This window comes from Bacillus alkalisoli, assembly GCF_002797415.1.
Lineage (GTDB): Bacteria > Bacillota > Bacilli > Bacillales > Bacillaceae_I > Bacillus_CD > Bacillus_CD alkalisoli.
Map to the genome: position 1 here is coordinate 2,140,841 of NZ_KZ454944.1, position 14,286 is coordinate 2,155,126.

General features: G+C 37.1%; 13 protein-coding genes. 12 read left to right on the forward strand and 1 reads right to left on the reverse strand.

What is annotated here, in order from left to right; all coding sequences use genetic code 11:
* Positions 1 to 7: 7 nt before the first annotated feature.
* On the reverse strand, positions 8 to 520 hold the full coding sequence (locus tag CDZ89_RS10645) for a gamma carbonic anhydrase family protein (RefSeq protein ID WP_096154430.1): 513 nt from the start codon (positions 518 to 520) through the stop codon (positions 8 to 10).
* 73 nt (positions 521 to 593) lie between these two features.
* Here CDZ89_RS10645 and CDZ89_RS10650 point away from each other — a divergent pair, with 73 nt between their 5' ends.
* The 12 genes from CDZ89_RS10650 to hisC all read left to right on the forward strand — a co-directional run bounded on the left by CDZ89_RS10650 (position 594) and on the right by hisC (position 14,284).
* The gene (locus CDZ89_RS10650; protein ID WP_100333684.1) at positions 594 to 1,541 is read left to right on the forward strand and encodes an NAD(P)H-dependent flavin oxidoreductase; all 948 of its coding nucleotides are present in this window, start codon (positions 594 to 596) and stop codon (positions 1,539 to 1,541) included.
* A 283-nt stretch (positions 1,542 to 1,824) separates the two neighbouring features.
* On the forward strand, positions 1,825 to 2,832 hold the full coding sequence (locus tag CDZ89_RS10655) for an ABC transporter substrate-binding protein (protein ID WP_096154432.1): 1,008 nt from the start codon (positions 1,825 to 1,827) through the stop codon (positions 2,830 to 2,832).
* Positions 2,833 to 2,923: 91 nt separating this feature from the next.
* A complete protein-coding gene (locus CDZ89_RS10660) occupies positions 2,924 to 3,943 on the forward strand; it encodes an ABC transporter permease (RefSeq protein ID WP_096154433.1) in 1,020 nt (339 codons plus the stop codon).
* Positions 3,921 to 4,715, forward strand: a complete 795-nt coding sequence (locus tag CDZ89_RS10665; protein WP_096154434.1) for an ABC transporter ATP-binding protein — start codon at positions 3,921 to 3,923, stop codon at positions 4,713 to 4,715. Before CDZ89_RS10660 ends, CDZ89_RS10665 begins: the two co-directional genes overlap by 23 nt.
* A gap of 556 nt (positions 4,716 to 5,271) precedes the next feature.
* A complete protein-coding gene (locus tag CDZ89_RS10670; protein WP_227521494.1) occupies positions 5,272 to 5,658 on the forward strand; it encodes a thioesterase family protein in 387 nt (128 codons plus the stop codon).
* A gap of 79 nt (positions 5,659 to 5,737) precedes the next feature.
* Positions 5,738 to 6,844 (forward strand): Leu/Phe/Val dehydrogenase, encoded by a 1,107-nt coding sequence (locus CDZ89_RS10675; protein ID WP_096156936.1) that lies wholly within the window; start codon positions 5,738 to 5,740, stop codon positions 6,842 to 6,844.
* A gap of 14 nt (positions 6,845 to 6,858) precedes the next feature.
* Positions 6,859 to 7,926 carry a pyruvate dehydrogenase (acetyl-transferring) E1 component subunit alpha gene (gene pdhA, locus CDZ89_RS10680; RefSeq protein WP_096154435.1) on the forward strand — a complete coding sequence of 356 codons (1,068 nt, stop codon included), beginning with the start codon at positions 6,859 to 6,861 and terminating at the stop codon, positions 7,924 to 7,926.
* Positions 7,926 to 8,921: an alpha-ketoacid dehydrogenase subunit beta gene (locus tag CDZ89_RS10685; RefSeq protein WP_100333685.1), complete on the forward strand. Its 996-nt coding sequence runs from the start codon at positions 7,926 to 7,928 to the stop codon at positions 8,919 to 8,921. Before pdhA ends, CDZ89_RS10685 begins: the two co-directional genes overlap by 1 nt.
* Positions 8,922 to 8,940: 19 nt before the next feature.
* Positions 8,941 to 10,176 (forward strand): dihydrolipoamide acetyltransferase family protein, encoded by a 1,236-nt coding sequence (locus CDZ89_RS10690; RefSeq protein WP_096154437.1) that lies wholly within the window; start codon positions 8,941 to 8,943, stop codon positions 10,174 to 10,176.
* On the forward strand, positions 10,177 to 11,619 hold the full coding sequence (gene lpdA, locus CDZ89_RS10695; protein ID WP_096154438.1) for a dihydrolipoyl dehydrogenase: 1,443 nt from the start codon (positions 10,177 to 10,179) through the stop codon (positions 11,617 to 11,619).
* Positions 11,620 to 11,988: 369 nt separating this feature from the next.
* Positions 11,989 to 13,107 (forward strand): 4-hydroxyphenylpyruvate dioxygenase, encoded by a 1,119-nt coding sequence (gene hppD, locus CDZ89_RS10700; RefSeq protein WP_096154439.1) that lies wholly within the window; start codon positions 11,989 to 11,991, stop codon positions 13,105 to 13,107.
* Between the two features lie 70 nt (positions 13,108 to 13,177).
* Positions 13,178 to 14,284 carry a histidinol-phosphate transaminase gene (hisC, locus tag CDZ89_RS10705; RefSeq protein ID WP_096154440.1) on the forward strand — a complete coding sequence of 369 codons (1,107 nt, stop codon included), beginning with the start codon at positions 13,178 to 13,180 and terminating at the stop codon, positions 14,282 to 14,284.
* Positions 14,285 to 14,286: the final 2 nt, after the last annotated feature.

Genomic DNA, 14,286 nt, shown 5'->3' on the forward strand with positions numbered 1-14,286 from the left:
TATGCCCTTATTTTAGCGCTTCTTTATACTCTTTTCCTTTTTGAACATATGTATCAATCGATAATTGAATAAGTTCTATATCTTTATCCGTAATTTCTCTAATTACTTTCCCTGGAGAACCAACAACTAATGATCGTGGAGGAATTTTTTTACCGGAAGGGATAAGTGTATTAGCGCCAATAATACTTTCTTCTCCAATAACCGCACCGTCAAGAATAGTTGAGCCCATACCTATAATACATCTGTTTTCTATTGTACAACCATGTAAAATGGCATTATGGCCAATTGTCACTTCATCTCCAACTAATAAAGGAAATCCTTCGTATAAATGTGCTGTTACATTATCTTGAACACTGCATCTTTTACCAATCTTAATAGTCCCTTCGTCTCCGCGCAAAACAGCATTAAACCACACAGTAGACTCTTCACCAACATGTACATCTCCGATAAGATGAGCACCAGGTGCAACAAAAACACTTTCGTGAACGTTTGGTTTTTTATCGTGAAAACTATATAACATAAAAGAACTCCCTTTCCATTGTTAAAATATTAAAAATAGTATAACATTATTTTTACGAGGGGTGAAATAATAGATGAACAAATTAATCGAAATATTACATATTAAATACCCAATCATACAAGGGGCGATGGGCAACATTAGTAATGCGCCATTAACAGCTGCAGTAAGTGAGGCTGGTGGGCTTGGAACGATCGGTGCAGGCACAATGCCACCAGAAGAAGTAGAAAAAATCATTTTGGAAACAAAAGATAAAACGAAAGCACCGTTCGCCATAAATGTAGCACTAACGGTGACACCTTATGTGAAAGAAGTATTGCAATTAGTCATTAAGCATAAAGTGCCGGTTGTTTCTCTTTCTGCAGGAAATCCAATACCTATTATCCCAAAATTAAAACACTATGGTATAAAAATAATTTGTGTCGTTGCGTCTCCTAGACAAGCACAAAAAGCAGAAGAAGCAGGAGCAGATATTATAGTGGCTGAAGGTTATGAAGCGGCAGGTATTAATTCAAGTCTTGAAATCACTACATTAACATTAATTCCACAAATTGTAGATGCAGTAAAAATACCAGTTGTCGCTGCAGGTGGAATCGGAGACGGTAGAGGATTAGCAGCAGTACTTTCACTAGGAGCTTCAGGTGCTCAAATTGGGACTAGATTAATAGCAACACAAGAGGCTCCTTTTCACCAAGCTTATAAAGATAAATTAGTAGAAGCAAATGATACTGCTACTGTTATTGTAGGAAGATCTGTTGGTAGAGTAAGAAGGGTTCTAAAAGCACCCTACTCAGAAACCTTATTACAAAAAGAACAAACGGGAATTAGTTTAGATGATTTTAATAATTTAACAACGGAAGACCAACATATATTAGGAGCAATAAAAGGGGACCTCGATAATGGTTTTATTAACGGTGGTCAAGTCTCAGCATTAATCAAAAACATACCTACCGTGCAACAACTATTCGAACAGATAATAAGTGATGCAAGTAAACAATTAAATAGAGCAACGAAACTACTATAAAAACATGCGCATGCATGTTTTTATTTTTTTAGAGGAATGTTAATATTTTTGTAGAATATTAATAGAATAATCCGATTATAAATAATTTTTAGAAAATATTGACGATAATATTTATACAGTGTTAATATAACGTTTAAACAGGTTATCGTCTTTTTTTCGTAACAATTAGTAGTATTTTCCAAAGGTATTAACTAGTAGTTATGCTACATATATCTACTACTAGTAAAATATATAATTCCAAAGCCTTAAGGCAATTTGGAACAAAAGAATAAGGGGGATAAGCATGAGAAAAAATCTAGTCAAATTAATTGGAGGTTTATCTGCTGCCATGATGTTAATGGCTGGATGTGGTACTTCACCATCTGGTGCAGATAACAAAGAAAAAGTAACAATCGGTGTTACACAAATCGTAGAACATCCGTCTTTAGATGCAGCATTTGATGGATTCAAAAAAGCACTAGAAGACAACGGCTTTAAAGAAGGCGAAAACGTTACATATGACGTGCAAATTGCTCAAGGTGAACAAAGTAACAGTATAAGCATCGCAAACAACTTTGTGGCTGATAATGTAAACTTGATTTTTGCCAACTCGACTCCAAGTGCCCAAACAGCTCTTCAAGCTACAAGACAAGCTCCGGAGATCCCAGTTGTTTTTACATCAGTAACAGACCCTGTTGGTGCTGAGTTAATCGAGTCTTTTGATAAGCCAGGTCCAAACATTACAGGTACTTCAGATAATCACCCAGAATCTATTTCTAACACAATTGAATTTATGATAAAAGAACTAAATATTAAGCGTATCGGTGTTGTTTATAATGCTGGGGAACAAAACTCTGTTGTTCAAGTAGAACAAGTGGAAAAAGTTGCAAAAGCTAATGGAGCCCAAATCGTTACTGCATCTGTTTCTACTTCGGCTGAAGTTAAACAAGCTACAGAATCCTTAATCGGAAGAGTAGACGCGATTTATGTTCCTACTGATAACACGGTTGTTTCTGCTTTCCAAACAGTTGTATCAGTAGCTAATGACGAAAAAATCCCTTTATTTGCTGGGGAACTTGATTCTATGAAACAAGGCGCAGTTGCTGCTAGTGGTTTTAGCTATTTTGACCTTGGTTATCAAACAGGCTTAATGGCAGTAAAAATTTTAAAAGGTGAAAAAACAGCTGCTGACATTCCTGCAGCATACCCTGAAAGTTTCACTTTAGTTATTAATAAAATAGCTGCAAAAGCGCAAGGTGTTGAAATTAAAGATTCTTGGAGTGACATCGCAGACTTTTATGATGGTGAGTAAAAATAATTAGCCAAACCAACAGCTGTTAGCTAATCACCTAATAGCTAACAGCTAACCGATCACTAATCACTAAAAAAGGAGATGATTCTACATGTCAGTTGCTATATTTGGATCTTTAGAAGCTGGAATCATCTACGCAATCATGGCCCTAGGGGTGTACTTATCCTTTAGGGTCCTTGATTTTCCAGACTTAACTGTAGATGGTAGTTTCGTAACAGGTGCGGCGGTTGCTGCAACCATGATTGTAAACGGTGTCAACCCTTTATATGCTACAATCGTAGCAATGTTTATAGGCTTTTTAGCCGGTTGTATTACAGGTGCATTACATACATATGGAAAAATAAATGCGCTATTATCTGGTATCTTAATGATGATTGCCTTGTATTCTATCAATCTAAGAATTATGGGTAGGTCCAATGTACCTTTACTTAATAGTGACACATTATTTACCCATATTAGAAGTTTTTGGGCAAGTACAGGAATTGATCCGTTCTTAAACAACTTATTAACCTCAGTTGGCTTAGGCGCTTTTACACCTAGAACATGGTCTATCATTTTCTTAATGCTCATTGTCACGTTAGCTATAAAAATTATTTTAGACTTGTTCTTAAAAACAGAAATTGGTCTTGCTGTTAGAGCAACTGGGGACAACAAACGAATGATTCGTAGTTTCTCCGCTAATACGAATGGACTAGTTATATTAGGTCTTGGTATTTCTAATGCAATGGTTGCTTTCTCTGGTGCACTAATTGCACAATATAGTGGATTTGCCGATGTCGGAATGGGTATCGGGATGATTATAATCGGGTTAGCTTCCGTTATTATCGGTGAAGCATTGTTTGGAACAAAAACAATCGCGCGTACGACACTTGCCGTTATCGGTGGGGCAATTATTTACCGTATCGTTGTAACTTTTGCATTAAGAGTTGAATTTTTAGAAACAGGGGATATGAAACTTATAACAGCTATGATCGTAATATTTGCGCTTGTAACCCCTAAATTAATAGATGGCTATAAGGATAGAAAACGCAAGAAACAAAAAATGTTACAGTTAAAAGCTTTACCTCCGAAAAGAAAGGAGGAGGAAAATGTTACATTTAACACAGATTAATAAAGTATTTAATGAAGGTACATTAGATGAAAAAATAGCATTGGACCACGTTAATTTAACACTAAACAAAGGTGATTTTGTCACCATTATTGGGAGTAACGGTGCTGGAAAGTCCACACTAATGAACATGATATCCGGTGCTTTAACACCCGATACAGGCTCCGTTGTAATTGCGGATAAGAACGTTACTTTTACAGCTGAACATAAACGTGCAAAGCTTATCGGACGTGTCTTCCAAGATCCTATGGCAGGTACGGCACCGACAATGACAATTGAGGAAAATTTAGCTATGGCTTATTCTCGCAATAAAACACGTTCATTAAGGTTCGGTGTATCAAAGCAAAGACGTGAGTTTTTTAAAGAAGTACTAGAATCACTGCATTTAGGTTTGGAAAACCGTCTCACTGCTAAAGTTGGCCTTTTATCTGGTGGGGAGAGACAAGCATTATCATTATTAATGGCTACATTTACTGAACCTGCCATTTTATTGCTTGACGAGCATACGGCAGCTCTTGATCCCGCACGAGCAGAATTAATAACAAACTTAACAAAAGAAATTGTTGATAAATACCAATTAACAACTTTAATGGTTACTCACAACATGCAACAAGCACTAGATTTAGGAAATCGTCTCATCATGATGGACAAAGGACAAATCATATTGCAAGTAGATGAAGAAGAAAAGAAAACATTAACAATCGAACGTCTCCTAGCAGAATTCCAACGCATCCGAGGCACCCAACTAGCAAGCGACCGAGCATTATTATCATAATACTTAAAGGTAATTTAGAAAAAATTTCTAAATTACCTTTTTTGTTTAAGGCTATGTTAAAGGTTGCTGTTGATTTCCGTGCAAGGCTTTGCTTTCCGCGGGCATGTCTAGGTCAAGCGGCTAGCTCCTCCCGCAGGAGTCTCAGCCTTGCACGGAAATAAACAGGTAAGTACATAAATATCAACACTAAGCTTTAACACAGCCTTGTTTAAGGAAATTTAGCAGATTATCAAACATATTAAGAAAGAAAAAATTAATCTATTCCATAAATTAGTTGATATTCGCTGTAGGTGTGAGACTCCTGCGGGAAAAGTGCGTCAAGGGAGACCCCATAGGCGCCGCGCGCCGAGGAGGCTTCCGAGACCACCCGCGGAAAGCGAACACCTACAGATAATATCAACTATTAGTACCGAATACAAAGTTCACATAATTATTTTGTAAATAACCGAATAGGTAGATTATTTATAAAATTGTTACAATTTATTGACGGGTTATTTTACGAAATGTTATCATTACGTTAAATAAGCGTCATATAAATTGCTTAGTAGGTGATACCTTGAAAGATGGTTTAACAGAAGGATACAAAGAAACACTCACAGTAAACGTAACCGAATCAATGGTAGCACAATTCGAAGGGGTAGTTGTGCATCCTGTCTATTCAACCGTTATGATGGTATACCATATGGAATGGGCCTCTAGAAAAATAATTCTCCCTTTCTTAGAAGAACAAGAAGAGGGAATGGGAGCAGAAGTAAATGTGAAACATATTGCCCCCTCCAAAATTGGATCCACATTAAAAATAACGGCTACACTTGTAGAAAAAAATCGGAATATTGTTATAACTACTGTCGAAATATTTGATGGTACAAAACTAGTAGGTTCTGGAGAAGTTAAGCAAGTTATTTTACCAAAAGAAAAAATAAAGAAACTAATTCACGGTTAATAGCAATAAAAAATAGATAACAAGGGTGATAATGATGAAACAAATGGAAACGCTTTCTCATGAATTAGGGGGGAATCAAATGGATATGTTTACGAAAATCGCGGAACATCAACAAGTAGTTTTCTGTAACGATGAAGCAACTGGTTTAAAAGCCATTATAGCCATACATAACACAACACTTGGCCCAGCATTAGGCGGCTGCCGTATGCAACCATACAGTTCTGTTGATGCTGCACTAGAAGATGTTCTACGCCTCTCTAAAGGAATGACTTATAAATGTGCTGCTGCAGATGTAGACTTTGGTGGGGGTAAAGCGGTAATTATCGGAGATCCCCAAAAAGATAAAAGTCCAGAACTCTTCCGTGCATTCGGACAATTTGTAGATTCATTGAATGGTAGATTTTATACAGGAACAGATATGGGGACGACTCCAGAAGACTTTGTTCATTCTTTAAAAGAAACAAACTGTATCGTTGGAGTTGATGAAGTATATGGTGGAAGTGGCGATTCATCTGTTCCAACTGCTCAAGGTGTTATTTACGGTATTCAAGCTACGAATCTAGCTTTATGGGGCTCTGAAGACCTTCATGGTAAAGCATATGCAATCCAAGGTTTAGGAAAAGTTGGTGCCAAGGTTGCAGAACAGTTACTACATGCAGGTGCTGACCTATATGTTAGTGATATTAACCAAGAAGCAATTGATACGCTTGTTCTAAAAGCAAAAAAGCTGGGAGCAGGTATTAAAGTTTTAAGTGGGAATGAAATTTACTCTACAAATGCAGACGTTTTTATACCGTGTGCATTAGGCGGAATCATAAACGACCAAACAATCGATCAACTAAAAGTTAAGTCCGTAGTAGGGTCTGCAAACAATCAACTTTTACATTTAAACCATGGGAAAATGCTACAACAAAAAGGTATTCTTTATGCACCTGATTATATTGTAAATGCTGGTGGACTAATACAAGTAGCCGATGAGTTATATGAGCCAAACAAGGAACGTGTATTAAGAAAAACAAAAGCAATTTATCAAACATTACAAAACGTTTACTTGGAAGCGGAAAGAAGCGGTACAACAACAGTTGAGGCAGCTAATACGTTCTGTGAACAAAGAATGGAAGCAAGAAGTAGAAGAAATAGTTTCTTCTCTCATTCTAAACGACCTAAATGGTCAGTACGTGTATAAAGGAGTGTTCATTAGTGGAAAACACTTTCCCAATCAAACAAATAGTCGATGAAAACGGCAATATCGTTAATGAAGCCTATAAAGAAAAGATCACAAAAGAATTAGCTCTTCATTTCTATAAACACTTAATAAGAATTCGCACTTTTGATAAAAAAGCGATCAGCTTACAACGCCAAGGACGAATTGGAACGTATGCTCCATACGAAGGACAAGAAGCTTCCCAAGTTGGAAGTGCACTTGCACTACATAGTGGCGATTGGATGTTCCCGTCTTATCGTGACCACGGTGCAACGATGACATTTGGTCATTCCTTATTAAATATTTTACTTTTCTGGAATGGTAGAAACGAAGGTTGTGTTCCACCAGAAGGGAAAAACGTTTTTCCACCAGGTATCCCAATTGCGACACAATTGCCGCATGCAGTAGGTGCTGCATACGCTGAGAAAAGAAAAGGAACTACTAATGCAGCAATCGCATACTTCGGGGATGGTGCTACTTCAGAAGGAGACTTCCACGAAGGTTTAAACATGGCATCTGTCCTAAATGCACCTGTAATATTTTTCAATCAAAATAATAAATTCGCAATTTCTGTCCCAATAGAAAAGCAAATGAAAACAAAAACAATCGCCCAAAAAGCATTGGCATACGATATTGATGGGATGCGCCTTGATGGAAACGATGTGTTTGCTGTTTATTTTCATACGCTCGAAGCATTAGAAAATGCAAGAAGTGGAAACGGCCCAACTTTAATCGAAGCTGTAACGTGGAGATATGGCGCTCATACAACAGCAGATGATCCAACAAAATATCGTGATCAATCTGAGAGCGATCAAAGACGAATGGAGAAAGATCCAATACTGCGCCTGGAAAGATTTTTGAAAAACATGAATTGGTTTGATGAAGAAGAAAAGAAACATTTTGAAAACGAAGCTTCCGAAGAAATCGATCAAGCAATTGTTGATATGGAATCTTATCCTAAGGCAGACCCAGCTGACATGTTTAACTATACTTTCGAAAAACTAACACCGGGAATTGAAAAGCAAAAAAATGAATTGCTTCAAGTATTGCGAGGTGGGAACTAATGCAAACTGTAACTAAGACGAAAACATTAACGATGGTCCAAGCCATTACAGACGGTTTAGATGTTATGCTTACGGAGAATGAATCTGTATTGTTAATGGGTGAAGATATTGGTGTAAACGGCGGTGTTTTCCGTGCTACAGATGGACTTCAAGCGAAGCACGGGGAAGAAAAAGTAATGGATACACCACTAAGTGAGGCAGGTTTTTTAGGTGCTGCAATTGGTATGGCAGCAAATGGTTTTCGACCTGTAGTAGAAATTCAATTTTTAGGGTTCATATACCCTGCTTACGAGCAAATAATGACACATGCATCTCGCCTGCGAGCTAGAACAATGGGACATTATTCATCTCCAATGGTTATCCGCGCTCCATATGGCGCAGGTGTAAGAGCACCAGAAATTCATTCTGATAGTACGGAAGCACTGTTTACTCATATGCCTGGCATAAAAGTAGTTTGTCCATCCAACCCTTATGATGCTAAAGGTTTACTTATTGCTGCAATCGAAGATCCAGATCCTGTATTATTCCTTGAGCCAATGCGTTGCTATCGCTCAGTTAGAGAAGAAGTACCAGAAGGAAAATACGTTGTAGAAATAGGAAAAGGGAAGAAGTTAGTTGAAGGGGACGATGTAACAGTTATTGCTTGGGGAGCTATGGTACCGGTCGCTATGCAAGCAGCTAAAGAAATGAAGAAACATGGCGTATCTTGTGATGTGATTGATTTACGTAGTTTATATCCAATTGACTCCGAAATCATTGCAGAATCGGTTCAAAAAACTGGTAGAACTGTCATCGTGCAAGAAGCACATCCAACAACAAGTGTCGCAAACGACATACTTTCTACTATTAACGAAACGTCCTTTTTATATCAAAAAGCACCGGCAGAACTTGTAGCTGGTTTTGATATTCCAGTACCATATTTCGGCTTTGAAGATTATTATTTACCAACTAAAGAACGTGTTATAAAAGCAATTGAAAAAGTGATTAATTTTTAGATTCTGGAGGTGATTTTATATGGTTGAAGTTATTCTTCATGATATTGGTGAAGGAATGACGCAAGCTGACATTTTATCTTTCTTTGTAAAGCCAGGAGACGAAGTTAAACCTGATCAGCCTTTAGTAGAAGTACAAACAGATAAAATGGTTGCCGAAATTCCTGCACCTACAGCAGGTACCGTGAAAGAATTAAAAGTACAAACTGGAGAATGCGTACCAGTTGGCAGTATTCTATTAACAATAGAAGCTACATCTAAGCAACCGGCGAAACTAGAAGGGAGCAGCGCACTTTCAGAAACCAAGATGCAAAATAAAGTGTTACATATCGAAAAGTCTGAAAAGCGTACAATGGCTGCACCATTTACGAGAAAAATCGCAAGAGAACTTGGTGTCGATTTAAATGAAATTACAGGTTCAGGCCCTGCCGGTAGAATAACAGAATCAGATGTAAAAGCAGCTTATGAAAAAATAAAGAACCCAGATATCCAAATTCAAACGGAAGCAACGGCACCAATAGAAGCCCCTCAACCTCCAGCAAGTTTGGAAGAAAAAAATATAAAGCCTAATGTTATTCCATATCGAGGCCGTCGCAAACAAATAGGACAAAAAATGGCACAGTCATTATATTCCATCCCACACTGTACACATTACGAAGAGATTGATGTAACAAACCTTCTTTCTATGCGTACAGACTGGAAACAAGTGAATATGAACGTGTCCGCGACAGCTTATTTTATTAAAGCTATTTCGGTTGCTTTAAAAGAATATCCTATTTTTAATGCTACATTGATAGAAAAAGAAGAATTAATCCACTTACACGATGAACACCATATAGGTATTGCTACTGATACAGAAGATGGATTGATTGTTCCTGTTATTAAAAATGTTGAGAAGAAGTCATTAACTCAAATACATGAAGAGTTAAAAGAGTTAACAGCTAAAGCCCAACAAAACAAACTAACGATAAAAGAAATGACAGGCAGTACGTTTACCATTAGTAATGTCGGTCCTCTTGGGGGCAGTATAGGAGCGACACCTATTATTAACCCCCCAGAAGTTGGGCTAGTTGCTTTTCATAAAACAAAGAAGAGACCAATTGTAAACGACCAAGATGAAATAGTCGTCCGTTCTATGATGAATATCTCTATGTCTTTTGATCATAGAGTTGCAGATGGTGCCACTGCCGTTGCGTTCACAAATAAACTTAGTAGTTTAATAGAGAAGCCTAATCTACTAATGCTGGAGTTGGTATAAATGGTAGTTGGTGAACTTACACAAGAAAGAGAAGTAGTTATTATTGGTGGCGGTCCCGGTGGGTATCATGCTGCTATTAGAGCCGCTCAATTAGGAAAACAAGTAACCATCATCGAGAAAAACCTTTTAGGAGGAGTATGTTTAAATGAAGGGTGTATTCCTTCTAAAGTGTTTACACATGCAGCAGGACAACTTAAAAGTATCCCGTCATTAAAAAATTTAGGCATCGATATTCCTGAACCTAGTTTTAATATCCTAGGGTTACAACAACATAAACAACAAACAATGAATCAACTAAGAAAAGGCATTGAAGCATTGTGTAAATCAAATAGTGTTGAAATTATAAAAGGCGATGCCATGTTTCTTGCCTCCAATAAAATTGGGGTAGAAAATGGCCATCAATATGATACGTACAAATTTGAACAAGCGATCATTGCAACAGGAAGCAAAAGACTGCCTAAAATTGAAAACTTACTAACTTCCAATAGAATAGTTGTTGGAACTGACATTTACTTGCTAGAAGAAATACCAACAGAGTTAATTGTTTATGGTAGTGATCGTACGGCATTGGAAATTGCTTTCACGTTCTCTTCTTTCGGCTCAAAAGTTGTGCTTCTGATGGAGGAAGGAAAGTCAGATTTTTCCTTTGATTCGTCCATTAACAGAGAGTTAACTAGACTGCTAAAGAAAAATAAAGTGAAAGTATATCCATCTACAACTATTATCGAAGCGCAACCAGGTAGTAGCTCCACACACATTGTATTTAATACAAACGGAAAGGGAGAAGAACTTTTTTGTTCTCACCTTTATGTTTCGACAGTTGCAAAGCCAAACCTTGATGATCTAGGTATCGAAAGAGCTGGAATCCTTTTAGATGAGAATGGTCTTTACATTGAGACAAATAAACAATGTCAAACAAATGTAAATGATATTTATGCCATTGGAGATGTAACAAAAGGAGAGGCACTTGCGGTAAAAGCTATTAAACAAGGAAAAGTGGCAGCTGAAACAATCGCAGGAAAATCATCAGAAGTAGACTTAACGTTTCTTCCAAATGTCGTACACAGCGTACCACCTATTGCTACTGTTGGCTTTACGGAAGAAGAAGCGATAAACAAAGGATACAACGTAAAAACTAGCCAATTTCCACTTGCTAGTAATGGCTATGCAACCATTACAAACCAAAAAGAAGGTTTTGTAAAGATAGTAAGTGAAGAAGACACGGACCTGTTACTCGGAGTTCATATGATCGGCACTGGTTCAGTAGAACTTATTTCAGCTGGCGTTCTTTCTTTAGAAATGGTAGGAAGAGAAGAGGATCTCGCTTTCCCTCTATATCCACATCCAAGCTTTAACGAAAGTATGTTAGAAAGTATAGAAGACTTAACTGGAATGGCTATTCATAAACCACCAAGCAAACAAAGAGAAAAGGTAAACGCTTGAACCACCTAATAATCTCTTTGTCGCGTCAAAGCATTTACGCTTTAAACGACACTCTTGATTAAAACCTTAAAAAAATACTATAGTTAATTCAGAAAAGTTGTATTTTTTCGATAATTATTTTCCGTAAGAGTGGAGTGTTAAATGTTATTGTTGATAAGATATTTACCAATAAAAGTTGATGATAGCACGAGGTGCGAGACTTCTGCGGGAAAAGCGGAACATGGGAGACCCCACAGGCGCCGTGCGCCGAGAAGCAGGGTTTTTCACGGTAGTGAAAATAACCTTCCTTTTCACCGCCCGCGGAAAGCGAGTACCTCGGGCTATCATCAACAGTTAGTACTATAATTTTTATTTCAAGGAGGAATTATAATGACAGAACAACAAGCTGTAACAACTTTAAACGAAGTAGAAGACTTTTTCCCAGTAAACGATGTAGACTATTTAGAAATCTACGCTGGTAACGCAAAACAAACTAGCCACTTCTTCACAACAACTTTCGGCTTTAAACCAGTTGCTTACTCAGGACTTGAAACTGGAAACAGAGAATCAGTTTCCTATGTTCTTCAACAACAAAATGTACGCCTAGTAATCACTGGATCTTATAAAGAAGATACTAGAGTAGCAGAGTTTGTAAAAAAACATGGAGATGGCGTAAAAGATATCGCTCTTTTAGTAACTGATGTTGAAAAGGCTTACAACACTGCAGTTGACCGTGGAGCTATTGCTATTGCGCCACCAGTTGAACTTTCTGATGAGTTCGGAACTGTAAAAAAAGCGGTTATCGGTACATATGGTGACACTATTCACACATTAATTGAGAGATCTAACTACTCAGGTCCTTTCTTACCTGGATTCAAAGCATATACAAATACTGTTCCTTGCCAAGAAACAGGAATTATCGGAATTGACCATGTAGTTGGTAACGTTGAACAGATGGAAGAATGGGTTGAATATTATGAGAAGGTAATGGGCTTTAAAGAGTTAAAACACTTCTCTGATAAAGACATTACAACAGAATACTCAGCATTAATGTCTAAAGTAATGCATAACGGTGGAAGAATTAAGTTCCCAATCAATGAGCCAGCAGAAGGCAAACGCAAATCACAAATTCAAGAATACTTAGATTTCTACAATGGTCCAGGCGTACAACATCTTGCTATTTTAACAGAAGACATCGTTCATACAGTTGGTATGTTAAAAGAGAATGGTATTGAGTTTTTAAACACTCCAGATTCGTACTATGACATGTTATCTGAGCGTGTTGGAGAAATCGATGAAGAGATTGCTAAATTAAAAGAGTTAAGCATTTTAGTAGACCGTGATGACGAAGGATATCTGTTACAAATTTTCACTAAGCCTGTTGTAGATCGTCCTACATTGTTCATTGAGATTATCCAACGTAAAGGTGCAAGAGGGTTCGGAGAAGGAAACTTCAAAGCACTATTTGAATCTATTGAACGCGAGCAAGAATTACGAGGTAATCTATAAGCTTTTTAGAAAAGAGAGGCCAATAGTCCTCTCTTTTTTAAGAAATTTTTCAATTATTTGGGGGACTAAGATGACTGTCAAAGTAAAAACAAGAGAGATTTTAAACACAATTCAAGCATACCCATTAAACAAAAGCCTTGCAGATGTTCAAAAGCAATATGGCTTTGAAAAAGCTTATAAACTTGCTGAAAATGAAAATATATTTGGATGTTCTCCGTTAATAAAAGAGAAGTTAGTAGAGCAATTAGATAGCTTATATGCATATCCAGATGGAAGTGCAACTGAACTTACAACAAAGCTTGCGAACTATTTATCTGTTCAACCTAATGAATTATTTATCGGAAATGGGTCAGATGAAATCATTCGCCTATTAATTCGTGCCTATCTAAATCAAAACGAAGAAGCAATCATGGCGGACATTACGTTCCCACGCTATAAAACAAATGTATTAATTGAGGGTGGTAAGCCTGTTATTGTTCCGTTAGTTGATGGTGTACACGACTTAAATGGTATGCTTTCTGCTATTGGCGAAAATACAAAAATGATTTTTGTGTGTAACCCGAATAATCCGACAGGAACTATTGTAGAAAAAGAAAATCTTCTTTCCTTTCTGTCCCAAGTTCCAGACGATATTTTAATAGTGTTAGATGAAGCATATTATGAATATGCAACAAGTAACTCTTACTTACAATCACGTCCATTATTGAATAAGTATTCTAATCTCGTTATTTTACGTACTTTTTCTAAAATATATGGAATTGCTGCATTAAGAGTAGGATATGGAATTATGAATCCTATTATTGCGACAGAATTAACAAAAGTAAAAGAAGTTTTCAATGTTAATAAACTTGCACAATCGGCAGCCATTTTAGCACTTGAAGACCAAGAATATATGAAACAATGTGTTCAGAAGAATTTCGATGGCAAACAATTTTTCGAAAGAGAATTAACCGCTCTTGGCTACAGTTACTTTCCTTCCGAAGCAAACTTTGTCATGATTCATACGAAACAACGTGGGGACTTAGCTGCGGAAGCTTTGTTAAAGCACGGTATTATTGTTAGAGCAGGTACCTTACTTGGGTTTCCATATACTATTAGGGTAACCATTAGCTCAAAAGAAGATAATGCATTCTTTATGAATGTGTTCAAACAGCTAAGTGAGAAAGGAGAGGTATAACA